Origin of the sequence: Streptomyces sp. NPDC001407 (assembly GCF_042895325.1) — a bacterium.
Lineage (GTDB): Bacteria > Actinomycetota > Actinomycetes > Streptomycetales > Streptomycetaceae > Streptomyces.
This window is the reverse complement of the sequence record NZ_JBIAWF010000001.1, coordinates 403,137-425,578: the sequence shown is the minus strand read 5'-3', so window position 1 is coordinate 425,578 and position 22,442 is coordinate 403,137. Positions and strand designations below refer to the sequence as shown.

Annotated in this window: 20 protein-coding genes and 1 tRNA gene; 13 read left to right on the top strand and 8 right to left on the bottom strand. The window is 72.7% G+C overall.

Annotated features, from left to right (window positions below; all coding sequences use genetic code 11):
* The first annotated feature begins 212 nt into the window (after window positions 1–212).
* Window positions 213–2,102 carry a tetratricopeptide repeat protein gene (locus ACFY1P_RS01915; protein ID WP_390749348.1) on the top strand — a complete coding sequence of 630 codons (1,890 nt, stop codon included), beginning with the start codon at window positions 213–215 and terminating at the stop codon, window positions 2,100–2,102.
* Between the two features lie 91 nt (window positions 2,103–2,193).
* Window positions 2,194–2,267 (top strand) — tRNA-Met (locus tag ACFY1P_RS01910).
* Window positions 2,268–2,352: 85 nt separating this feature from the next.
* Here the strand turns inward: ACFY1P_RS01910 and ACFY1P_RS01905 are convergent.
* Window positions 2,353–2,775: a Fur family transcriptional regulator gene (locus tag ACFY1P_RS01905; RefSeq protein ID WP_361535283.1), complete on the bottom strand. Its 423-nt coding sequence runs from the start codon at window positions 2,773–2,775 to the stop codon at window positions 2,353–2,355.
* A 159-nt stretch (window positions 2,776–2,934) separates the two neighbouring features.
* Between ACFY1P_RS01905 and ACFY1P_RS01900 the strand changes: the two genes are divergently transcribed.
* Window positions 2,935–4,410, top strand: a complete 1,476-nt coding sequence (locus ACFY1P_RS01900) for a catalase (RefSeq protein WP_361535280.1) — start codon at window positions 2,935–2,937, stop codon at window positions 4,408–4,410.
* Window positions 4,411–4,553: 143 nt separating this feature from the next.
* Here the strand turns inward: ACFY1P_RS01900 and ACFY1P_RS01895 are convergent, their stop codons facing one another.
* On the bottom strand, window positions 4,554–4,955 hold the full coding sequence (locus ACFY1P_RS01895) for a CBS domain-containing protein (protein WP_361535277.1): 402 nt from the start codon (window positions 4,953–4,955) through the stop codon (window positions 4,554–4,556).
* A 186-nt stretch (window positions 4,956–5,141) separates the two neighbouring features.
* Entirely contained in the window at window positions 5,142–5,936 is a 795-nt protein-coding gene (gene hisN / locus ACFY1P_RS01890; RefSeq protein WP_361535274.1) for a histidinol-phosphatase, read from the bottom strand.
* Between the two features lie 126 nt (window positions 5,937–6,062).
* Here hisN and ACFY1P_RS01885 point away from each other — a divergent pair, with 126 nt between their 5' ends.
* Window positions 6,063–6,722, top strand: coding sequence for a TetR/AcrR family transcriptional regulator (locus tag ACFY1P_RS01885; RefSeq protein WP_390749347.1), 660 nt, complete (start codon window positions 6,063–6,065; stop codon window positions 6,720–6,722).
* Here ACFY1P_RS01885 and ACFY1P_RS01880 read toward each other — a convergent pair.
* Window positions 6,715–8,418, bottom strand: coding sequence for an ABC transporter family substrate-binding protein (locus ACFY1P_RS01880; RefSeq protein ID WP_390749346.1), 1,704 nt, complete (start codon window positions 8,416–8,418; stop codon window positions 6,715–6,717). The two genes, ACFY1P_RS01885 and ACFY1P_RS01880, sit on opposite strands and share 8 nt — an antisense overlap.
* A gap of 191 nt (window positions 8,419–8,609) precedes the next feature.
* Between ACFY1P_RS01880 and ACFY1P_RS01875 the strand changes: the two genes are divergently transcribed.
* From ACFY1P_RS01875 to ACFY1P_RS01865, 3 genes are read left to right on the top strand one after another with little or no spacing between them, the layout of a single operon-like run.
* The gene (locus ACFY1P_RS01875; protein WP_390749345.1) at window positions 8,610–9,593 is read left to right on the top strand and encodes an ABC transporter permease; all 984 of its coding nucleotides are present in this window, start codon (window positions 8,610–8,612) and stop codon (window positions 9,591–9,593) included.
* A 7-nt stretch (window positions 9,594–9,600) separates the two neighbouring features.
* On the top strand, window positions 9,601–10,560 hold the full coding sequence (locus ACFY1P_RS01870) for an ABC transporter permease (RefSeq protein WP_390749344.1): 960 nt from the start codon (window positions 9,601–9,603) through the stop codon (window positions 10,558–10,560).
* Window positions 10,541–12,646 (top strand): dipeptide ABC transporter ATP-binding protein, encoded by a 2,106-nt coding sequence (locus ACFY1P_RS01865; RefSeq protein WP_390749343.1) that lies wholly within the window; start codon window positions 10,541–10,543, stop codon window positions 12,644–12,646. Before ACFY1P_RS01870 ends, ACFY1P_RS01865 begins: the two co-directional genes overlap by 20 nt.
* A 155-nt stretch (window positions 12,647–12,801) precedes the next feature.
* Here ACFY1P_RS01865 and ACFY1P_RS01860 read toward each other — a convergent pair whose 3' ends face one another.
* From ACFY1P_RS01860 to ACFY1P_RS01845, 4 genes are all read right to left on the bottom strand, one after another.
* A complete protein-coding gene (locus tag ACFY1P_RS01860) occupies window positions 12,802–13,125 on the bottom strand; it encodes a multidrug efflux SMR transporter (protein ID WP_361531828.1) in 324 nt (107 codons plus the stop codon).
* 87 nt (window positions 13,126–13,212) lie between these two features.
* Window positions 13,213–14,217: a ribosome small subunit-dependent GTPase A gene (gene rsgA / locus ACFY1P_RS01855; RefSeq protein ID WP_361531831.1), complete on the bottom strand. Its 1,005-nt coding sequence runs from the start codon at window positions 14,215–14,217 to the stop codon at window positions 13,213–13,215.
* 18 nt (window positions 14,218–14,235) lie between these two features.
* The gene (gene aroA / locus ACFY1P_RS01850; RefSeq protein ID WP_361531834.1) at window positions 14,236–15,594 is read right to left on the bottom strand and encodes a 3-phosphoshikimate 1-carboxyvinyltransferase; all 1,359 of its coding nucleotides are present in this window, start codon (window positions 15,592–15,594) and stop codon (window positions 14,236–14,238) included.
* A gap of 27 nt (window positions 15,595–15,621) precedes the next feature.
* Window positions 15,622–16,335: a M50 family metallopeptidase gene (locus tag ACFY1P_RS01845; protein WP_390749342.1), complete on the bottom strand. Its 714-nt coding sequence runs from the start codon at window positions 16,333–16,335 to the stop codon at window positions 15,622–15,624.
* Window positions 16,336–16,376: 41 nt separating this feature from the next.
* On the opposite strand from ACFY1P_RS01845, the gene ACFY1P_RS01840 reads away from it, so the two are divergent.
* The 6 genes from ACFY1P_RS01840 (at window position 16,377) to ACFY1P_RS01815 (ending at window position 22,268) form a co-directional block, all read left to right on the top strand.
* Complete coding sequence (locus tag ACFY1P_RS01840; RefSeq protein ID WP_361531840.1) at window positions 16,377–17,189, top strand: SOS response-associated peptidase; 813 nt, start codon at window positions 16,377–16,379, stop codon at window positions 17,187–17,189.
* A 309-nt stretch (window positions 17,190–17,498) separates the two neighbouring features.
* A complete protein-coding gene (locus ACFY1P_RS01835) occupies window positions 17,499–18,125 on the top strand; it encodes an alpha/beta family hydrolase (protein WP_361531843.1) in 627 nt (208 codons plus the stop codon).
* 279 nt (window positions 18,126–18,404) lie between these two features.
* Entirely contained in the window at window positions 18,405–19,085 is a 681-nt protein-coding gene (locus ACFY1P_RS01830) for a sigma-70 family RNA polymerase sigma factor (RefSeq protein WP_361531846.1), read from the top strand.
* Entirely contained in the window at window positions 19,082–19,429 is a 348-nt protein-coding gene (gene rsrA / locus ACFY1P_RS01825; protein WP_361531849.1) for a mycothiol system anti-sigma-R factor, read from the top strand. Before ACFY1P_RS01830 ends, rsrA begins: the two co-directional genes overlap by 4 nt.
* A 212-nt stretch (window positions 19,430–19,641) precedes the next feature.
* Entirely contained in the window at window positions 19,642–20,970 is a 1,329-nt protein-coding gene (locus ACFY1P_RS01820) for an HD-GYP domain-containing protein (protein WP_390749341.1), read from the top strand.
* Window positions 20,971–21,014: 44 nt separating this feature from the next.
* A complete protein-coding gene (locus ACFY1P_RS01815) occupies window positions 21,015–22,268 on the top strand; it encodes an HD-GYP domain-containing protein (RefSeq protein ID WP_390749340.1) in 1,254 nt (417 codons plus the stop codon).
* Window positions 22,269–22,442: the final 174 nt, after the last annotated feature.

Here is a 22,442-nt window from a genome sequence, read left to right as displayed (position 1 = left end):
TCGGACTCCGGGCCTTGTCGTGTGCCCGGGTCCGAGCGGTCAGTAGTACCGCGAGGTGTCCGGGAGGGCGCGGTGTGTGCGGGTTGTGTGCGGGGCTTCTGTGGAGAGTTTGGAGCCCCGTCGTGTCGGGAAGTCGGGAAGTCGACAAAACGCTGAAGTGACCTCACTGGCTGCGGCATACCAGGTGTACGCGGGTTGCGGGTGGTGCGACGATGGGGCTTATGGGGGACAGGACGAGGCTGTGGGAGACACGTCGGCTTGTAGAGGCTCCCGGTGACGGGAGCGAGCGGGATCTGACGGCGTACGGGCCGCAGGCGGCGACCGCTGAGGCGGGCGACCCCGCCGACCTCGAGCTGGAGACCGCGCGCCGCCGGGCCGCGGAGGCCGGTGACCCGGCCGCCCTGAGCATGCTCGGCGCGCTCCTGCTGCGCCGTGGCGACCTCGACGGCGCCGAGCGCCACCTGCGGGCCGCCACCGCCGACGGGGACCGCTCCGCCGCCAACAACCTCGGCGTGCTGCTGCACCAGCGCGGCTACGGCGACGAGGCCGCCGGCTGGTGGCGGATCGCCGCCGTCGCCGGCTCCGCCGCCGCCGCGCACGCTCTCGGCCGCTATCACCGCGAGCGCGGCGACGAGCCCGCCGCCGAATACTGGCTGCGCCAGTCGGCTGAATCCGGGCACGCGCTCGGGGCCTACGCCCTGGCCGACCTGCTGGAGCACCGCAGCGACGTCGGTGCCGAGCGCTGGTTCCGCGCCGCCGCCGAGCGGGGTCACCGTGAGGCCGCGTACCGCCTGGCCCGCATCCTGGACGGCAGGGCGCCCCGTGCCCGCGCCGGCGGGCTCGCGGGCGGCCTCGGCCCCGGCCCCGGCGGTGTGGAGACCTCCGTCCGCGAGCTGCGCGCCGCCGCGGCGGACAGCCGTGACGGCGGGCCCGCCCGCGAGGCCGAGCAGTGGTACCGGCAGGCAGCCGCCCGCGGCCACCGCCGCGCCGCCCTGCACCTCGGCACGCTGCTGGAGGGCCGCGGCGAGACCCAGGAGGCCGCGCGCTGGTATCTGACCTCCGCCAAGGACGGCGAGTCGCGTGCCGCGTGCGCGCTCGGCTTCCTGCTGCGCGACGCCGGTGACTGCGAGAGCGCCGCCGTCTGGTGGCGCCGCGCCGCCCAGGACGGCGACGGCAACGCCGCCAACGCGCTGGGCGCCATGCACGCCGACCGCGGCGAGTCCGGCGAGGCCGAGCGCTGGTACCGCACGGCGCTCGACCACGGTGACGTCAACGGCGCGTACAACCTCGGGCTGCTCTGCGCCGAGCAGGGCCGCACCGCACAGGCCGAGCAGTGGTACCGCCGCGCCGCCTACGCCGGGCACCGCGAGGCGGCCAACGCGCTGGCCGTGCTGCTGCTCCAGGGCGGCGACGCGGCCGGTGCCGAGCCGTGGTTCTCCAAGGCGGCCGAGGCGGGCAGCGTCGACGCCGCGTTCAATCTGGGCATCCTCTACGCCGGGCGCGACGAGGAGCGGATGGCCCTCCAGTGGTACGAGCGGGCGGCCACCGCCGGGCACACCGAAGCCGCCCTCCAGGTCGCCATCGCCCTCCTGCGGGACGGTGACGAGGAGGCCGCGGAGCGCCACCTGAGAGTCGCCGTGCGCGGCGGCAGCGCCGAGGCGGCCTTCCGGCTCGGCTCGCTGCTCGACCGCGACGACCACGCGCACGAGGAGTGCGAGGAGTGGTACGGCCGGGCCGCCCGGCAGGGGCACCGGCGCGCCCAGGTGCGGCTCGGCATGCTCGTCGCCGAACGGGGCGACGTGGTCGAGGCCGCGCACTGGTACCGCGAGGCGGCCGAGGCGGGCAGCCGCAACGGCGCCTTCAACCTCGGGCTGCTGCTCGCCCGCGAGGGCAGCGAGCCGGAGGCGGCGCTCTGGTGGGCGCGGGCGGCGGAGGCCGGGCACGGGCGCGCGGCGCTGCGGCTGGCCCTGCTGGCGGCGCGGCGCGGCGACCTGACCGAGGGGCGGCACTGGTGCGACTGCGCCGTGCGGCTGGGGCCCGCGGAGGTCGCGGAGCGGGCCGCGCGGCTGCGGGACGCGCTCCAGCAGGAGCTGACCGCTTGAGGGCCGCCGGCCGGGGCGCCTCGCCCTCCGGCCGGCGGCAGCAGAGCCGTTTGCTTCTGCTGCGCCGGGCGGGTTAAGGTTGGTTTACCGACGCGGGGTGGAGCAGCTCGGTAGCTCGCTGGGCTCATAACCCAGAGGTCGCAGGTTCAAATCCTGTCCCCGCTACTCAAGGGCAAAGGCCCGGATCCTCGAGGATCCGGGCCTTTGTCGTGTTCACCCGGCCGCCCTCACCCGGTTCACCCCGCCGCCCTCACCCGGCGGCGGACGTGCAGTTCGGGCAGATGCCGCGGTAGGTGACCTCGACCGCCGCGACCTGGAAGCCGAAGCGCTCCTCCTGCGGGAGCTCCGCGAGCAGGTCGCCCGAGGGGTGGACGTCGCGGATCGTGCCGCAGCGGGAGCACACCAGGTGCTGGTGCGCGTGGTGGGCGTTCGGGTCGTAGCGCTTGGCGCGGCCGTCCGTGCTCACCTCCAGGACCTCGCCCAGGGAGACCAGCTCCCCGAGGGTGTTGTACACCGTCGCGCGCGAGATCTCCGGCAGCAGGTGCGCCGCCTTGGCGTGCACTTCGTCCGCCGTGTAGTGCACGTGGTCCCCGTCGAGGACCTCGGCGACGACGCGTCGCTGCGCGGTCAGCCGCCAGCCGCGTCCTCGGAGCCGTTCCAGCAGGTCACTCATGCCATTCACCTATCAGTCAGATAGGACCAGCGTAGCAGCGGCCCTCGTCCACCCCTGGATCCGATATCGCCATGGGAAGCATCTTGACTTAGACAGAGTCCAATGTAGGATCGATCTCGGCTCAGGCCAAGGTGGCAGGACGATCAGACGGAGGCGAACGTGTCGGTTCAGGGCGAGGCCAGGACGAATGCGGGCCCGCTGACCACGGAGTCCGGAGCTCCGGTCGCGGACAACCAGAACAGCGAGACCGCAGGCATCGGCGGCCCGGTCCTGATCCAGGACCAGCTGCTGCTGGAGAAGCTCGCGCACTTCAACCGCGAGCGGATCCCGGAGCGCATCGTGCACGCCCGCGGCGCCGGCGCGTACGGCACCTTCACGCTCACCCGCGACGTCTCGCAGTGGACGCGGGCGAAGTTCCTCTCCGAGGTCGGCAAGCAGACGGAGACGTTCCTGCGGTTCTCCACCGTCGCCGGCAACCTCGGTTCGGCCGACGCGGTGCGCGACCCCCGCGGTTTCGCGCTGAAGTTCTACACCGAAGAGGGGAACTACGACCTCGTCGGCAACAACACCCCGGTCTTCTTCATCCGGGACGCCATCAAGTTCCCCGACTTCATCCACACCCAGAAGCGCGACCCGTACACCGGCTCGCAGGAGGCGGACAACGTCTGGGACTTCTGGGGCCTGTCGCCGGAGTCCACGCACCAGGTGACCTGGCTGTTCGGCGACCGCGGCATCCCCGCCACGCTGCGCCACATGAACGGCTACGGCTCGCACACCTACCAGTGGAACAACGAGGCCGGCGAGGTCTTCTGGGTCAAGTACCACTTCAAGACCGACCAGGGCATCAAGAACCTCACCCAGGACGAGGCCAACAAGCTCGCCGGTGAGGACCCCGACAGCCATCAGCGCGACCTGCGCGAGGCCATCGAGCGCGGTGACTTCCCGTCCTGGACCGTGCAGGTGCAGATCATGCCCGCGGCCGAAGCGGCGACGTACCGCTTCAACCCGTTCGACCTCACCAAGGTGTGGCCGCACGAGGACTACCCGCCGATCGAGATCGGCAAGCTGGAGCTCAACCGCAACCCGGAGAACATCTTCGCCGAGGTCGAGCAGTCCATCTTCTCCCCGGCGCACTTCGTCCCCGGCATCGGCCCGTCGCCCGACAAGATGCTCCAGGGCCGTCTCTTCGCCTACGGCGACGCCCACCGCTACCGCGTCGGCATCAACGCCGACCACCTGCCGGTGAACCGCCCGCACGCCACCGAGGCGCGCACGTACGGCCGCGACGGCTATGCCTACGACGGCCGCCACGGCCGCGCCAAGAACTACGAGCCCAACAGCTTCGGCGGTCCGGCGCAGACCGGCCGTCCGCTGTGGCAGCCGCTGCCCGTCACCGGCGCCACGGGCAACATCGAGACCCCCTCGCACGCCGAGGACAACGACTTCGTCCAGGCGGGCAACCTCTACCGGCTGATGTCGGAAGCGGAGAAGGGCCGCCTCGTCGACAACCTCGCGGGCTTCATCGCCAAGGTGTCGCGCGAGGACATCGTCGAGCGGGCGGTCAACAACTTCCGTCAGGCGGATCCCGACTTCGGCAAGCGGCTGGAAGCCGCGGTCCAGGCCCTGCGCGGCTGACCCCGTCGGCCGGCTGATCCGCCGTCACGGCGGTGCACCGGCCGGGGTCGTCCCACCAGCGGCTTGCCGAAAGAACCGGAGAGGCCGGACGCCAATGGGCTCCGGCCTCTCCGGCTGTCCGCGCGCGGGGGTCTGGCGGGCCGTCAGTGCGCCAGGGCGCCCGCCCGGTCCCGGGCGGGTGCCCAGCAGCGGATGATGTCGCGCACCGACACCACGCCGACCGGGCCCTGGCCGTCGAGGACGATCAGGTGCCGGAAGCCGCCGCGCGCCATCGCGGCCGCGGCCTCGTCCAGCGTCCACTCGGGGGCCGCGAAGACGACGTCGGTGGTGGTGTGGGCGTGGGCGGTCTCGCGGTCCGGGTCCTGGCCCGCGCCGACGGAGTTGAGGATGTCGCGCTCGGTGAGGATGCCGAGCCCGCAGGTGTCGGGGTCGAGCACGACTGCCGCGCCGATCCTGCGCGCGGACATCAGCCGCGCGGCCTGCCGAAGGGTGTGCGCGGGGCCGATGGTGAGGACCACCGTGCTCATGGCGTCGCGGACGAGCATGGTCGAAAGCCACCTCCTAGGCGACTGTGAACGGTGAACACCCTTCCCTCGAGAAGGCATTCACAAATTCACAAGCGTGGGGCTCCTCATCGTCACACGTCCGCGCGGACACAACAAGAGGCGCGCGGAGCCGGAACTCCGCTTCGCCTCGCTCCCGCGCCCGTGTTTGAACCGGGCGGGTGCGGCCTACGTACGCAGATAGCCCAGCAGCTCGTCGTGCAGCAGTCCGTTCGACGCCGCCGCGTCACCGCTGTGCGGGCCCGGCCGGCCGTCCAGGCCGGTGAAGCGGCCGCCCGCCTCCTCGACGATCACCACGTTCGCCGCCATGTCCCACAGGGACAGCTCCGGCTCGGCGCAGATGTCCACCGAGCCCTCGGCCACCATCATGTACGGCCAGAAGTCGCCGTAGCCGCGCGTCCGCCAGCAGTCGCGCGTCAGGTCCAGGAAGCCGGGCAGCAGGCCGCGCTCCTCCCAGCCGGTCAGCGAGGAGTACGCGAACGACGCGTCCTCGATCCGGCCGACCCGCGAGACCTGGAGCCGGCTCGCCGAGAGCAGGCTGCGCCCGGTGAAGGCGCCCGAGCCCTTCGCCGCCCACCAGCGGCGGCCCAGCGCGGGCGCCGAGACCACCCCGACGACTGGCTCGAAGCCGCCCTCGACCTGCACCATCAGGGAGATCAGCGTGGCCCAGACCGGCACCCCGCGCACATAGTTCTTGGTGCCGTCGATGGGGTCGATCACCCAGCGGCGCGGGCCCGTGCCCTCGCTGCCGAACTCCTCGCCCAGCACGGCGTCGCGCGGCCGCGCGCGCTGGAGCTGACCGCGGATCAGCTCCTCGGCGCCCTTGTCCGCCTCGCTCACCGGAGTCATGTCCGGTTTCGTCTCGACCTTCAGGTCGAGGGCCTTGAACCGGTCCATGGTCGCCGCGTCGGCGGCGTCCGCCAGGACGTGGGCCAGGCGCAGATCATCGTGGTAGTCGGACATGGCTGAACAGTACCTGTGGGCGCCCTCAGTACCTCGACGGCCCGCCCGGGGCTCTTGACACCGTCCGGACGCGCGTCAATTCTGTGGCCACGACCGCCGTGCGGCCGCACGGCCGGGGAGGCGACGATGCCCGCGGCACGAGAACTCCTGCTGGACGCGGCCTACGCGGCGCTCGACCGACGGCCCTGGAGCGGGGTCCGGATGGTCGACGTCGCGGCCGCGGCCGGGGTGTCCCGGCAGACGCTCTACAACGAATTCGGCAGCAAGGCCGGCCTCGCGCGCGCCCTGGTGCGCCGCGAGGCGGACGCCCTGCTCGCCGGTGTCGAGCGCGCCCTGGCCGACGCGGGCCCCACCGCCGACGCCGGTGACCGCTGCGCCGCGGCGACCGGCTGGATCCTGCGCACGGCCCGCGCCAACCCCCTCGTACGGGCCGCGCTGACCGGCTGCCGCGGCGAGCGGCTGCCCGCCGTCGCGGCCCCCGCGGTGCCCGCCCCGCGCGGCCCGTCCGGGCCCGCACCGGCGCGCGGCACCCCCACGCCCTGGGCGCTGGCCGACGGGATCCGCGACCGTACGGCCCACGCGGTCACGGCGGACCTGGGGCGGGCGGGGCAGGGGCCCGGTGCGGAGACGGTGCTGTGGGCCTGCGAGGCGGCCGTCCGGCTGACGCTGTCCTACGTGCTCGCCCCGGCCGCCTCGCACGAGGAGGCGGCCGGACAAGTCGCCCGTCTGGTCCGCGCCCTTCTGAGCTACGGGGAACGCACCACGGAGGGTGAGCGCACTATTTGAGCCATCCGATGAGGGCGGGGTTCTCGTCGCCGAGGCCGGGCGCGCCGGTGTTGGCCAGACCCTTGCGGACGGCGATGATCTGCGGGCGCTGGTAGAGCGGCAGGGAGTGGCCGAGCTCCCACACCTTGGCGTCGGCCTGGTTGTAGAGCGCGATCTGCCGCTTCGCGTCGGTGGTCCGGGACGCCTCCACGAGCAGCCTGTCGACCTCGGGCGAGCTGACGCGGCCGTAGTTGCCGAAGGAGTTCGCGCCCTGCGGCAGGCGGTAGTCCTGGTAGGAGCTGGAGCGGTAGATCCGGTCGACCTGCCGGAACTGCGTCAGGTCGTAGTTGCCGCGGTGGACGTACTTGTCGAAGTAGTCGTCACCGGGCACCTTGCGCAGCTCGACCTTGACGCCGATCTCGCCGAGCATCTGCTGGGTGAGCTTGGCCTGGTCCTCGGCGAGGCCGGCGGCGTCGGCCGGCATGACGTACTCCAGGGACAGCGGCTTGCCGTCCTTGGCACGCGGACCCGCGGTGCCCTCCTGGTGCCAGCCGGCCTCCTCCAGGAGCTTTTTCGCGCGCTCCACGTCGCGCTTGGCGAAGGTGCCCGCGTTGTCCTGGTAGCCCTCCTGGTTCGGCATGAAGAAGTGGTTGCCGACCACCTGCGGGCGGAAGGGGAGGTCCTTGCCCGCGACCTTCGCGAGCGCCTCGCGGTCCACGCCGAGCGTGACTGCCTGGCGGACCCTGATGTCCTGGAGCGGGCCCCGGCCGCCGTTGAGGCTGAGGGTGACCTGGTCCCAGCGGGCGCCGACGCGGAAGTCGGTGTCCTTGTCCCGCTTCAGCCGCTGGTACGCCTCGGGGGCCGCGGCGCTGGTGTCGTCGATCTCCTTGTTGAGGTAGGCGTCGACCTTGGCGGTGCCGTCCATGGCCCAGAAGATGTACTTGTCCAGCCTGGGCTTCTCGCCCCACCAGGCCGGGTCCGGCACGGCGGTGATGGTCTTCGCCGTCCTGTCGTACCCGCCGATCCTCCAGGCGTTCGCGGTCACCGGGATCCGGCCCGTCCAGCCCTTGTTGAAGCTGTCCGGCGTGGCGTTGAGCGAGGCGGGCAGCAGCGGGTCGAAGAGGCTCTGCCAGTCGGCGAACGGGGTGTTGAAGGTGACGCGCACTTCGTGCTCGTCCTTGCCCCGCTCGACCTTGCCGATCTGGTCGTAGCCGCTGGTGCTCGCCACCTGGAAGCGGTCGTCCGTGCCGTTGAGCGCCTTCCACTGCGCCTCGAAGTCATCGGCGCCCAAGGGCTTTCCGTCGGACCACCTGGCCTTCGGGTTCAGCCGGTAGGTGACGACCTGCGGGCCGGTGGAGGTCACCTCGGCCGATTCCAGGAAATCCGGGTTGGCCCGCGGCACCCCCTTGGCGTCGAGGGTGAAGAGGTCGGGCTCCACGAGCTGGGTGATCGACGCGGCGTCGCCCTGGGTGCCGTCCGTCTGGTTGGAGTTGAACTGATTGATCCACTGCTCGATCGACACCTTGTGGACGCCGCCCTGCTTCAGGTCGCCCACCGGGTGCGGATTGAGGTCCTGCGCACCGGCCGCGGGGGCCGCCTTCGCCCGCGCGCCGTCGTCGTCGGAGGAGCCGTCCCCACCGCTGCCACAGGAGCTGAGCACCAGGGCGGCGGAGACGGTCGCGGCGGCGACGGCGGCGGCTCTGACGGCCTTGAGCATGACGGAATTCCTCTCGTCGGTACGCACGGCGCGGTGCGGACGGCGGCTGGGCGGAGTCCGGTCACCGTAAGCACGTCGCGAAGCCGCCGACAGGCCCGCGAAGCCCCGGGCCAGTGCATTTATCCCACCCGACACATTGCTGCCACGCGGGGCAACGGAGCCGTCGAATCCGCCGGATAGCGTCACGCACCGTGCTCGCCTACCTGACCAAACGGCTGGGCTACTACGCCGTTCTCCTGGCCGTGGCAGTCTTCCTGTCGTACGTCCTCTCCTCGCTCGCGCTGTCCCCGCGCGGTTACTTCGAGGGCCGTCAACCGCCGCCGCCCGCCTCGCCGGTGGAGGCCCAGCTGACCGCGCTCGGCATCAACGACCACACGCCGCTGATGGACCGCTTCGCCACCTGGGCCTCCCACGCCGTGCGCGGCGACCTCGGCCGCACCATCGACAGCGGCAGCGTGGGCGAGGAGTTCGCGCGCCGGATCGGCGTGAGCCTGCGGCTGCTCCTCGCGGGCACCGTACTCGGCACCCTGGCCGGCGTCCTGGCGGGCGCCTGGGGAGCCGTACGGCAATACCGCTTCTCCGACCGGGCGGTCACCCTCTTCGCGTTCCTGCTGCTCTCCACGCCCACCTTCCTCCTCGCCGTACTGCTCAAGACCGGCGCGATGAAGCTCAACCAGAGCGCGGGCAGCGAACTCATCTCCTTCACCGGCGAGAAGACCCCCGGACTCACCGGCTCCACCACCACCCTGCTCGGCGACCGCGCCGTCCACCTGCTGCTGCCCACCCTGTCCATCGCCCTGGGCACCGCCGCCGCGTACAGCCGCTACCAGCGCGGCACGATGCTCGACGTCCTCGGCTCCGACTTCCTGCGCACCGCCCGCGCCAAGGGTCTGACGCGCGGCAAGGCGGTCCTCAAGCACGGGCTGCGCACGGCGCTCGTCCCCATGTCGACGTTCTTCGCCTACGGCTTCCTCGCGCTGTTCACCGGCGCCGCCTTCACGGAGAAGATCTTCGGCTGGCACGGCATGGGCTCCTGGTTCATCGACGCCATCGGCAAGAGCGACGTCAACTCCGTGGTCGCGGTCAACGTGTTCGCCGCCGTGATGGTGCTGCTCTCCGGCTTCCTGGCCGACGTGCTCCACGCCGCGCTCGACCCCCGCGTCCGGACCGCTTAGGAACACCATGACGACCACCGCCACCCCGCCCGACGCCACCGTCCGGCCGGAGCCCGCACCTGCACCCGCACCCGCCGGCCGGACCCGCGTCGCCCTGCGCCGCTTCGCCGCGAGCAGCAACGCCGTCATCGGCGCGGCCGTCCTCCTGCTGCTCTTCCTGCTCGCCTTCGGCGGCCCCCACCTCACCCACTGGAGCCACACGGACATCGACTACAGCGCACTGCGGCAGCCACCCTCGGCGGACCACTGGTGGGGCACCAACCGCATCGGGCAGGACGTCTACGCCCAAGTGCTGCACGGACTGCGGAAATCCCTGCTCATCGGGCTGCTGGTGGCGCTCTTCGCGACCGTCCTCGCCTCCCTGGTCGGCGCCTGCGCCGGCTACTTCGGCGGCTGGACCGACCGGCTCGTCACCTTCTTCGTCGACCTGCTGCTGGTCTTCCCCGCGTTCCTGATCATCGCCATCGTCTCGCCCCGGCTGCGCGACACCGGCTGGCTCGCCTTCGTCGGGCTCCTCGCCGTCTTCGGCTGGATGATCACCGCCCGCGTCGTCCGGTCGATGACCCGCTCCCTCAAGGAGCGCGACTTCGTCCGCGCCGCCGAACTCATGGGCGTACACCCGCTGCGCATCATCTTCCGGCACATCCTGCCGAACGTATCGTCCTTCCTGATCGTCGACGCGACCATCGCCGTCGGCGGAGCGGTGATGAGTGAGACCGGCCTGTCGTACTTCGGGTTCGGGGTCCAGCCGCCCGACGTCTCCCTCGGCACGCTCATCGCCGACGGCTCCGACGCGGCGGTCACCTACCCGTGGATGTTCTTCTTCGCGGCGGGACTGCTCGTCCTCTTCGTCCTCGCCGTGAACTTCCTCGGCGACGGGCTGCGCGACGCACTGGACCCCACCTCGGGACAGCACAGGCGCCGCCGGCGCCGGAAGGGAACCACCCATGACCGCGCCGCACGCTGACGCGGAAGCCCCCGCACTCGCCGTCGAGAACCTGCGAGTCGACTTCGAAGGACCCGCGGGGGAACTGCCCGCCGTGCGCGGCGTCGACCTCACGCTGCGCCGCGGCGAAGTCCTCGGCCTGGTCGGCGAGTCGGGCTCCGGCAAGTCCACCGTCGCCCTCGCCGCCATGGGCCTGCTGCCCCGCACGGCACGCGTCCGCGGCTCGGTACGGGCCGGCGGCACCGAGCTGATCGGGGCGGGGGACCGCGAGCTGTCCGCGCTGCGCGGCCGCCGCATGGCCATGGTCTTCCAGGACCCGCTCTCCGCGCTCACCCCGGTCCACCGCGTCGGCGACCAGATCGCCGAGGCCGTACGCACCCACCAGGACGTCGGCCGCGCGCACGCCCGGCGCCGCGCCGTCGAACTCCTCGACCTGGTCGGCATCCCCGACCCGGAACACCGCTCCCGCGCCTACCCCCACGAGTTCTCCGGCGGCATGCGCCAGCGCGCGATGATCGCCATGGCCATCGCCAACGACCCCGACGTCATCCTCGCCGACGAGCCCACCACCGCCCTCGACGTCACCGTGCAGGCACAGATCCTGGAGGTCCTGCGGACCGCCCAGCGCGAGACGGGCGCCGCCCTGCTGCTCGTCAGCCACGACCTCGGCGTGATCGCGGGCATGGCCGACCGGGTCGCCGTGATGTATGCGGGCCGGATCGTGGAAAGCGCGCCCGCGGCCCAGCTCTTCGGCGCGCCCCGCATGCCGTACACCATGGGACTCCTGGGCGCCGTGCCCCGGCCCGGCGCCCAGGTGCTCACCCCGGTCCCGGGCGCGCCGCCCGAGCCGGGGCTGCTGCCGCGCGGCTGCGCGTTCGCGCCCCGCTGCCCGCTCGCCGACGACACCTGCCGGGCGGCCGAACCCGCCCTCACGGGCCCGCCGGAACACCGCGCGGCCTGCGTGAAGGCCCCGGAGATCGCCGCCCGCGGCCTGACCGCCACCGACGTCTACGCCGTGGACGGGCCCGCGCCCGCACGCACCACGGCGCCCCGCGACGAACTCCCCGCCGTCCTGCGCGTCGAGGGCCTCACCAAGACCTTCCCCCTGCTCAAGGGAGCCGCGTTCAGGCGGCGAGCCGGCAGCGTCCACGCGGTCGACGGGGTGGACCTCGACATCCGGCGCGGCGAGACGCTGGGGCTGGTGGGCGAGTCCGGGTCCGGCAAGTCCACCACCCTGCTGGAGATCCTCCGGCTGGCGGCCCCCGAGGCGGGCGAGATCGAGGTGCTGGGGCGGAACACCCGGGACTTGACGAAGCGTCAGGTCAAGGAGCTGCGCGGCTCCGTGCAGATCGTCTTCCAGGACCCCATGGCCAGCATCGACCCCCGGCTGCCCGTCGGCGAGATCGTCGCCGAACCCCTGCGCGCGCAGGGCGTGGGCCGGGGCGCGGTGGCCCGCCGGATCCCCGGACTCCTGCGCCTGGTCGGCCTGGAGGCAGCACACGCGGCGCGCTTCCCGCACGAGTTCTCGGGCGGCCAGCGGCAGCGGATCGGCATCGCGCGCGCCCTCGCCGTGGAACCGCGCCTGCTGGTCCTGGACGAGCCGGTGTCCGCGCTGGACGTGTCCGTGCAGGCGGGCGTCCTCAACCTGCTGCGCACGCTCAAGGACGAGCTCGGGCTCGCCTATCTCTTCGTCTCCCACGACCTGTCCGTCGTACGGCACATCGCGGACCGGGTCAGCGTGATGTACCTCGGCCGCACGGTCGAATCGGGCCCCGTGGAGGAGGTCTTCGCGCGGCCCCGGCACCCCTATACGCAGGCGCTGCTGTCGGCGGTGCCGGTGCCGGACCCCGCGGTGGAGCGGTCCCGGGAGCGCCTTCTGCTGGCGGGGGACCCGCCGAGTCCTGTGCTGCGACTCGACGGGTGCGCTTTCCGTGGGCGGTGCCCGGTGTACGCGGGGCTGGATGAGGGGGCGCGTGCGCGGTGCGAGGGGGAACGGCCGGTGGGGGAGGTGGCGTGTCATTTTCCCCAGCCCCGCCCCTTCCCGGAACTGGGGGCAAGCCCCCAGACCCCCGGACGGAGTCTGGGGGAGGTAGCTGGGGGAGCTTGAGGACGACGCGCGAAGCGTGTTGCGGGGTCTGGGGCAAAGCCCCGGCTTCGGGGCGCGCGAATCAGCCCGTCCGGAGATTGAGGACACACCCGAAGGGTGTTCAAGAGCCGCACTCGGCAACGGTGAGGACCCCGGCGTAAGGGGCAGCAGACTGCTCAATGCGCCGAACCGGAGAGCTGGAGGCCCATCACGCCCAGGATCACCAAGCCGATCGACACGAGCTTCAGCGTCGAGACCAGGTCGCCGAGGAAGATCATGCCGTAGATCGCCGTGCCGGCCGCGCCGATGCCCGTCCACACCGCGTACGCCGGGCCCACGTCGAGCTTCTTCAGGGACAGGGTCAGCAGCCCGAAGCTGCCGAGTGCGAAGCACGCGAACGCGATCGTCGGCCACAGCCGCGTGAAACCGTGCGAGAGCTTGAGACAGACGGCGAAGCCGGTCTCCAGCAGGCCCGCGACCACGACCAGCAGCCACGCCATCAGTTGCCTCCCGAGTCTCCGTGACCGCCGTCCGTACCGGTGTGCTTGTTGCACTTGCCATCGGCGGTCACTCGCAAACGTAGGCGATCAATCGCCTTCGCGCCGCTCCCTCGTGGCAAGCAGCCGTCGCAAGGAGTAGAGGCGCTGCGGATCGGCGTGTCCGTCCTCGACCCATTGGTCCAGTGCGCAGTCCGGCTCGTCGTGGCTGCACGCGCGCGGGCAGTCCTCGGTGCCCGGCACCAGGTCGGGGAAGGCGAGGATGACGCGGGAGGGGTCCACGTGGTGCAGGCCGAAGGACCGCACGCCCGGGGTGTCGATGACCCAGCCGGTGCCGTCGGGCAGCGGCAGGGCCAGCGCCGAGGTGGTGGTGTGCCGGCCGCGGCCGGTGACGGCGTTGACGTGACCGGTGGCCCGCTGCCGTTCGACCAGGGCGTTGACGAGCGTGGTCTTGCCGACCCCGGAGTGACCGACGAAGGCGGTGACCCGGTCCGTCAGCCGCTCCCGGACCCGCTCGGCGGCCCCGCCGCTCGCCAGCTCCTCGCGGCTGGTGACCACATGGGGCACGCCCAGCGCGCCGTACGACTCCAGCAGCTTGTCCGGCGAGGCCAGGTCCGACTTCGTCAGGACGAGCAGCGGCTCCAGGCCCGCGTCGTACGCCGCGACCAGGCAGCGGTCGATCAGGCGGGGGCGCGGCTCGGGGTCGGCGAGTGCGGTGACGATCGCGAGCTGGTCGGCGTTGGCGACGACGACCCGCTCGAAGGGATCGTCGTCGTCGGCCGTGCGCCGCAGCACCGAGGAGCGCTCCTCGACCCGGACGATCCGCGCGAGGGTGTCCTTGGCGCCGCTGAGGTCACCGACCACCGCGACGCGGTCCCCGACCACGGCCCCCTTGCGCCCCAGCTCACGCGCCTTCATCGCGATGATGGTGCGGTCCTCGACGAGGACGTGGAGCCGGCCCCGGTCGACGGTGAGGACGAAGCCCTCGGCGGCGTCCTCGTGCTTCGGGCGGATGTTGGTGCGGGGCCGGTTGCCCTTGCGGTTGGGGCGGACGCGGATGTCGTCCTCGTCGGGGTTCTTGCCGTAGCGGCGCATGGTGCTCTTCCGCTCTTCTCAGACTCTCGACACCGTCGTCGCCCCCGCGACGGGCCCCAGCATCCCGGCCCACAGCTCCGGGAAGTCCGGCAGGGTCTTGGCGGTCGTCGCGACGTTCTCCACCTGGACGCCGTCGACGGCGAGGCCGATCACGGCCGCCGCGGTGGCCAGCCGGTGGTCCTCGTAGGTGTGGAAGACACCGCCGTGCAGCGGGCGCGGGCGGATGCGCAGGCCGTCCTCGGTCTCGGTGACGTCGCCGCCGAGCTCGTTGATCTCCTTGGCGAGCGCGGCCAGCCGGTCCGTCTCGTGCAGCCGCAGGTGCGCGATGCCGCTCAGGACGGACTCGGAGTCGGCGAGCGCCGCGACCGCCGCGATCACCGGGGTCAGCTCGCCGACCTCGTGCAGGTCGGCCTCGATGCCGGTGATGCGGCCGGTGCCGGTGAAGGTCAGGCCCGCGTCGGACAGCTCGCAGCCGCCGCCCATGGCGGTGAAGATCTCGCGCAGCGCGTCACCGGGCTGGGTGGTGCGCTCGGGCCAGTCGGGGATGGTGACCCGGCCGCCGGTGACCAGGGCCGCCGCCAGGAACGGCGCCGCGTTGGACAGATCGGGCTCCACGACGAGGTCGCGGCCCAGCAGCGCGCTGGGGGAGACCCGCCAGACATCGGCCTCGCCGCCCGACTCCGGGGTGTCGACCTGGGCGCCCGCCATGCGCAGCATGTCCACGGTCATCCGGATGTGCGGCATCGACGGCAGGACGGCACCGGTGTGCCGCACCTCGACGCCCTGGTTGAAGCGCGGCGCGGACAGCAGCAGGGCGCTGACGAACTGCGAGGACGAGGACGCGTCGATCTCGACCGTCCCGCCGTCCAGCGCCCCGCCGCCGTGCACGGTCAGCGGCAGCGCGCCGCGCTGGTCGTCGTCGATGCGGGCGCCCAGGGCGCGCAGCGCGTCGATCACGCCGTGCAGCGGCCGCTCGTAGCTGCGCGGGTCGCCGTCGAAGCGGATCGGGCCGTCGGCGAGGGCCGCCACGGGCGGCAGGAAGCGCATGACCGTGCCGGCGTTGCCGACGTCGACGGTGGCCGGGCCGTGCAGCCGCGCGGGGATCACCCGCCACGCCTCGCCGGAACCGGCGCCCGTGGAGGACGACGAGACGGTCTCCTCGATGCCCACGCCCATGGCGCGCAGTGCCTCGGCCATCAGCAGGGTGTCCCGCGAGCGCAGCGGCCGGCGGACCCAGCCGGGCTCGGCGGCGAGCGCCGCGAGGACCAGCGCGCGGTTGGTGACCGATTTCGATCCCGGCACGGTGACGGTCGCGTCGACGGCCCCGCTCGCGAGGGGGGCAGGCCAGAGGTCGGTGTGCGCAGGGCTCTCGGTCATGTCTTTACCTTAGTGGCTCGTACCGGGTCACAGCCCGAGCAGCCAGCGGCCCCCGCCGGTCAGCGCGCAGAGCGAGACGACGTGGAAGAAGAGCAGCCAGACGAGCGGGGGCACGTTCGTGAGGCGGGCGAGCTGGTCGGCGTCGGAGTCGCCCGCGTGACCGTGCCGCCGCTTGGCCTGGAGCTCGAAGGCCGGCCGGACGCCGCCGAGCAGCATGAACCAGACGACCCCGTACGCGAACAGCGCCTGCACCGCCGGGCCCGCGAGCCAGGAGACCAGGACGAAGGCGGCGCCGGTCAGCACCACGGTCAGCACGCCGAAGGCGTTGCGGACCATCACCAGCAGCGCGGCGAGCAGCGCCGTGGCACCCCACAGCAGGGCCGTGATGTGCCCGGAGGCGAGCAGAGCGGCGCCGCCGAGGCCGAGCAGCGAGGGGGCGGTGTAGCCGGCGGCGGCGGTGAGGATCATGCCGAGACCGGTGGGCCTGCCCCGGGAGACGGTGAGGCCGGAGGTGTCGGAGTGCAGCCGGATGCCGTCCAGGCGGCGGCCGCTGAGCAGGGCCACGAGGCCGTGCCCGCCCTCGTGGGCGATGGTTATCGCGTTGCGGGTGATCAGCCAGACCCGGCGCGGGACGACCGCCGCGAGCGCGACGACCCCGGTGGCGACCACCAGCCACAGCGTGGGGTCGGGCTGGGTCCCGACCACCCGGTCCCACAGGGCGGTGGCGTTGGTGCTGTCCATTTGTGCGCGGCTCCTCGGGGGTCCGTGACAGGCTGGCGAACATGTGTGGTCGATATGCGGCGAGCCGGAGTCCCGAGGATCTCGTGGGGCTCTTCGGCGTCGAGAAGTGGGAACCGGCGGAGGCGCTCGCCCCGGACTGGAACGTCGCGCCGACGAAGAGCGTCCACGTGGTGCTCGAACGTCCTCTGAAAGACGCCAGGGAACGCGGTCCGGTTCGCCAGCTCCGGTCACTGCGGTGGGGATTGGTTCCATCCTGGGCGAAATCGCCCGAGGGCGCCGCGAAGATGATCAACGCGCGGGCGGAGACGGTCCACGAGAAGCCGTCCTACCGGCGGGCCTTCGCCTCGCGCCGCTGCCTGATACCCGCCGACGGCTACTACGAGTGGGTCACCGGCGCCGCCGAGCGCGAGCTGGAGGAGCGCGGCCGCCGCAAGCGCCCCCGCAAGCAGCCGTATTTCGTGACCCCGGTGGACGGCTCGGTCCTGGCGATGGCCGGGCTGTACGAGTTCTGGCGCGACCCGACGCTGCCCGCCGACCATCCGCAGGCGTGGTGGGCGACGTGCACGGTGATCACGACGGAGGCTTCGGCTTCGCCCTTCGCCGACGCGGGTGAGGAAGGACCGCGGTCTCTGGCGGAGATCCATCCGCGGATGCCGGTGGCTCTGCCGCGGGATCTGTGGGGGGCTTGGCTGGATCCGTCGTGTACGGATGCGGAGGTGCTGCGGGGGGTGCTGACCGGGGCGGGGACGTCCGTACGGGCTTATCCGGTGCGGACTTCGGTGAGCGATGTCCGTAACAACGGGCCGGAGCTTCTCGATGAACTGCCGGCGCCGGAGGAATCGACGCTGTTCTGAGCGGGGTTTTTCTTTCCCCAGCCCCGCCCCTTCCCGAACTGGGGCTGCGCCCCAGACCCCGGACCGCGCTTCGCGCGGTGTCCTCAATCGCCGGACGGGCTGGATGGTGCGGACCGTAACCAGCACATTCAGCCTGTCCGGCGATTGAGGACGCTCCCCCAGACTTCGTCCGGGGGGACCCCCAGCAGTGCGCTCCCGCCGCAGGCGGCAACGGACCCGCACTCGGGGGTCTGGGGCACGCGCCCCAGTTTCGGGAAGGGGCGGGGCTGGGGAACAAAAACCGCCCCACCCCCACGGCACTATGGACCCGTGATCGAAACCACCGCCACCCCCACCGGCCCCGCCAGAATCCACTGGTTCGAAGCCAAGACCCCCACACGAACCCTCGCCCTCGGCCACGGCGCCGGCGGCGGCGTGGAAGCGCGGGACCTCCAAGCACTCGCCGCCACCCTGCCGGAGCGAGGCATCACCGTCGCCCTCGTGGAGCAGCCCTGGCGCGTCGCCGGGAAGAAGGTCGCCCCGGCGCCGAAGACGCTCGACGCCGCGTGGACGGCGCTGTGGCCGGCGATCGCGGGGCGCGGCGGGCCGGTCGTCGCGGGTGGGCGCAGCGCCGGCGCGCGCGTCGCCTGCCGTACGGCGAGGGAGCTGGGCGCCGTCGCCGTCCTCGCGCTGAGCTTCCCGCTGCACCCGCCGGGCAAGCCGGAGAAGTCCCGCGCGGAGGAACTGACGGGCGCCGGCCTGCCCACCCTCGTCGTCCAGGGCGCGAAGGACCCCTTCGGCCGTCCCGAGGAATTCCCGCCGGGCGCGCGACTGGTCCCGGTGCCGGACGGCGACCACGGCTTCGCCGTGCCGAAGAAGGCGGCCATCGGCCAGGACGGCGCCCTCGCGGTGATCACCGAGGCGGTCGCCGAGTGGCTCGCGGGGCTGCCCGGCTGACCCGTTCGGCCGCTGTTCGATCACGTCCCGCTGACCGGGAATGCGCGGCCGGGCACCGCTGTTGTGCACAACGTCACCACGCACTGGCACGACAGAGGAATGGGAGCTCGCAGCATGGGTTCGACCGCATGCCTGTCCCGCCCGCAGACGGCTGACCTGGGGTGGTCGGCGCTGCATGTGGCGCAGCCCGCTTCTCCTGGAGCGGCGGACGGGCCGGATCGTCGTCTATTCTCCGATTCGAGCGGGTCCGTTTCCGGTTCCGCCAGGGTGTCGGAGGAGGTGGGTCCGGTCGCTGGGACCGACGAGGGGACCGATGACGGCGTCGTCGGCGCCGAAAGCGCCGCCGAGCGCAACGCCCGCTTCGAGCGGGACGCGCTGACCTTCCTCGACCAGATGTACTCGGCCGCCCTGCGCATGACGCGCAACCCCGCTGACGCGGAGGACCTGGTCCAGGAGACGTATGCGAAGGCGTACGCCTCCTTCCATCAGTTCCGCGACGGTACGAACCTCAAGGCGTGGCTGTACCGCATCCTGACCAATACGTTCATCAACTCCTACCGCAAGAAGCAGCGTGAGCCCCTGCGCAGCGCGTCGGAGGAGATCGAGGACTGGCAGCTCGCCCGCGCCGAGTCGCACATGTCGACCGGCCTGCGCTCGGCCGAGTCCCAGGCCCTGGACCACCTCCCGGACTCCGATGTCAAGGAGGCCCTTCAGGCCATTCCCGAGGAATTCCGCATAGCGGTCTATCTCGCGGATGTGGAGGGCTTTGCCTACAAGGAGATCGCGGACATCATGGGTACGCCCATCGGCACGGTCATGTCCCGGCTGCACCGGGGCCGCCGCCAGCTGCGCGGAATGCTGGAGGATTACGCCCGCGAGCGCGGCCTGGTCCCGGCGGGTACGGCCCCGGCGCCGAACGGTTCCGACGAGTCGCACAATCGGAAAGGCTCGGACTCATGAGCTGCGGAGACCCGCACGAGACGGACTGCTCTGAAGTCCTCGACCATCTCTACGAGTTCCTCGACCACGAGATGCCCGACGGCGACTGCGCCAAGTTCGAGGTGCACATCGACGAGTGCTCCCCCTGCCTGGAGAAGTACGGCCTTGAGCAGGCGGTGAAGAAGCTCGTCAAGCGCTGCTGCGGCCACGACGACGTCCCCGCCGACCTCCGCTCCAAGGTCATGGGCCGCATCGAGCTGATCCGCTCCGGACAGTCGGTGCCGGACCACGACGTGGTGGCCGAGGCCAGGGCGGCCGAGGCCGCCAGGTCGGCGGACGCGGCGGGCAGGCTCGCGCAGGACTGAGCCGCGCGCTCCCGCCTCCCGGGCCGCGCCCTTTCACCCGGCGCCGTCCCCGGAGCAAACGCCCTCCCGGGGGAACATCACCCGAAGGTGTGCAACCGGTCGGTTCGGCCGGGGTAATACCCGAATGCGCCGTTCCCGGGCGTCCCCTCAGCCTATTCTCCCCTTCCTGACGGCAAGCTGGCCCGCTTCGTACGGGACGGGGAGGACACGCCATGTGGGCACTTCCGGCGGTGGCACGCGCCTGTGTCGCCTGTGCCGTGGTCGCCGCGGCCCTGTGCGCCGCGCCCGCCGTGCGGGCCGGAAGCGCGGCCCCCTGGGCCGCGATCGCCCTGCTCGCCGCGGTCTGCGCGGTCTGTGAGCGGCTGCCCCGCCGCACGCTGACGCTCCCTGTCCTGCTCGCCGGGGCGTTCCTGCTGCCCCCGGCCGCCGCCGCGCTCGTCGCCGTGCCCGGCGCGCTCGCGGGCCGCGTCGAGCAGCGCCCGGTGTGGGTGCGGCGCTGGTGGCACGCCGCCCAGCTGTCGCTCGCCGCGTGCGCCGCCTCGTACGTCTTCGCCCGCACGGCCCCCGCCGGTGCCGCGTTCACGGTGGCGCTGGGGCCCGCCCTCGCGGCCGCGCTCGCCTTCTGCCTCGTCACCGCCGTCCTCGACGGCGTCATCCGGTTCACCGCGGAGGGCCGCTCGCCGCGGGCCGCCTGGTGCGGCCCGCTGCCGGGCCCGCTGCTGCCCGCGCTGGTGCACGGGCCGACGGGCCTGATGACGGCGGTGCTCTGGCGCAGCGCGTACGGGCCGCTGGCCGCCCTGCTCGTCCTGCTGCCGATGTCCGTCTCGTCCTGGTTCCTGGACCGCTACGAGCGGGAGCGCGCCGCCCACCAGGCCACGATCCGGGCCCTGGTGCAGGCCGTCGACCTCAAGGACCGCTACACCCGCGGCCACAGCGAGCGCGTCGGCCGCGCGTCCGTGCTGATCGCCCGCGAGCTGGGCCTGGCGGGGGAGCGGCTGGAGGCGCTGCGTTTCGCGGGCATCCTGCACGACATCGGCAAACTCGGCATCCCCACCCGGCTGTTGCGCAAGGACGGCCCCCTGACACCCGAGGAGCGGCGCGTCATCGAGCTCCACCCCGAGTACGGGCACGAGATGGTCCGCGGCATCGGCTTCCTGAACGAGGCGCGCGCGGCGATCCTCCACCACCACGAGCGGCTGGACGGCAGCGGCTATCCGTACGGGCTCAGCGGCCGGCAGATCCCGCAGTTCGCGCGGATCGTCGCCGTCGCCGACGCCTTCGACGCTATGACCTCCACCCGCAGTTACAGCCGCGCCCGGCCCGTCGCGGTCGCGATGGCGGAGCTGCACCGCTGCTCCGGCACCCAGTTCGACCCGCACATGGTCGACGCGCTGGAGACCGCGCTCGACCGGTACGGCTGGCACCCGGCCGTCACTTCGGAGGGCTCCCTGCTCACGGAATGCATAATTCTGCCCAGCGGAAACGTCCCTTCTGTGAGGGATTCGGTCACCGGAGCGACCCTTCACGGCGGCGAGGGATGATCGCATATTCGACATCAGTGACGTCAGCGGCACCAGTGACAGCGGTGACGGGTCCGGACGGCACCCTGGTCGTCCGCTGGGTGCACACCGCCGCCGCGGCCGTCGCCGTGGCAGCGCTCGCGTGGACCGTCCGGCAGGGGCTGGCGCAGCCCCAAGTCGCCCTCGCGTACGGCGTGTTGATCACGCTCGGCGAGGCCGTCCGGCGCCGCCCCACCGCCGGGGCGGAGGCCCGCGAGACCGCGCCCGTCGGCGCCGCCGGGGCGCTCGCGTACGCCCTGCTCGGCGAGGTCGGCGGGCAGCCCACCACGCACGGCCCGGCCCAGGTCGTCGCCGTCGTCCTCGCCGCCACGCTCGCCGGCGCCCTCGGCCGCCCGCCCGCGCGCGACCACCTCGCGCGCCGCCTGCTCACCACCGGCTTCGCCGCCGTCTGCTTCCAGCCCCTGCACAACACCGGCGCGCTCGACCGCTGGCCCGGCCACAGCCCGTACTACGCGCCGTTCCTGCTGCTCCTGCTCGCGCTGACCGCCCTGTGTGACGCCGTGCTGGCCGCCGCGCTGTCCCGGGCCCGCACCGGCGGCCCGTACGGACCGGCCCTGCGCGACGAACTGCGCGCCCTGCCCGGCATCGGCACGGCGATCTGCGCGACGGGCGTGGTCATGGCACTCGCCGTGGCCGTCGCCGGGCTCTGGGCGCTGCCGGTCTTCTGCCTGCCGCTGCTGCTCACCCAGCTGTCCTTCCGCCGCTACACCGCCGTACGCGCCACCTGTCACCAGACCATCGCCTCCCTGGCGCGCACCACGGAGATCGCCGGGCACACCCCGGCCGGACACGCCCGCCGCGTGGCCGCGCTCAGCCGGGCCACCGGGCGCGAGCTCGGCCTCGCCGAGACGGATCTCACCGTGGTGGAGTACGCGGCGCTGATGCACGACATCGGCCAGCTCTCGCTGCTCGACCCCGTGCCCGCCGGGGCGACCGAGCTCCTGCCGCCCGCCGAGCGCCGCCGCATCGCCCTGCTGGGCGGCGCGGTCGTGCGGCAGACCGGGGTGCCCGCCGAGGTCGCGGTGGTCGTGGAGCGCCAGGCCGACCCGTTCCGTGAGCAGCCGCTCACCGCCCGGATCGTCCGCACGGCCAACGCCTACGACGACCTCGCGGGCGTCGCCGCCTGCGGCCCGCTGCGCGCCCTGGAGCGGCTGCGGCTCGCCACGGCCCACGACCACGATCCACAGGTCGTGGAGGCCCTGGCCCGGGTGCTGGCGCGGGCCCCCTGCCCACCCCGGACCCCGCCCCCCAGGGCGTAGGACTCCCGCCGGAGCGCGTGCGGTCGCTGAACCCACGGGTAATGAGCGGGCGTCCAAAGGGGCATGGTTGGATGCGAAGAGAAGAAAACGGCACACAGAGCGCGGACTACGGGGGGTGCCGCGCGCGTCGCCATCGAGGAGTGGCGGGCGCAGCTTCCCGGAGCAAGAGAGATG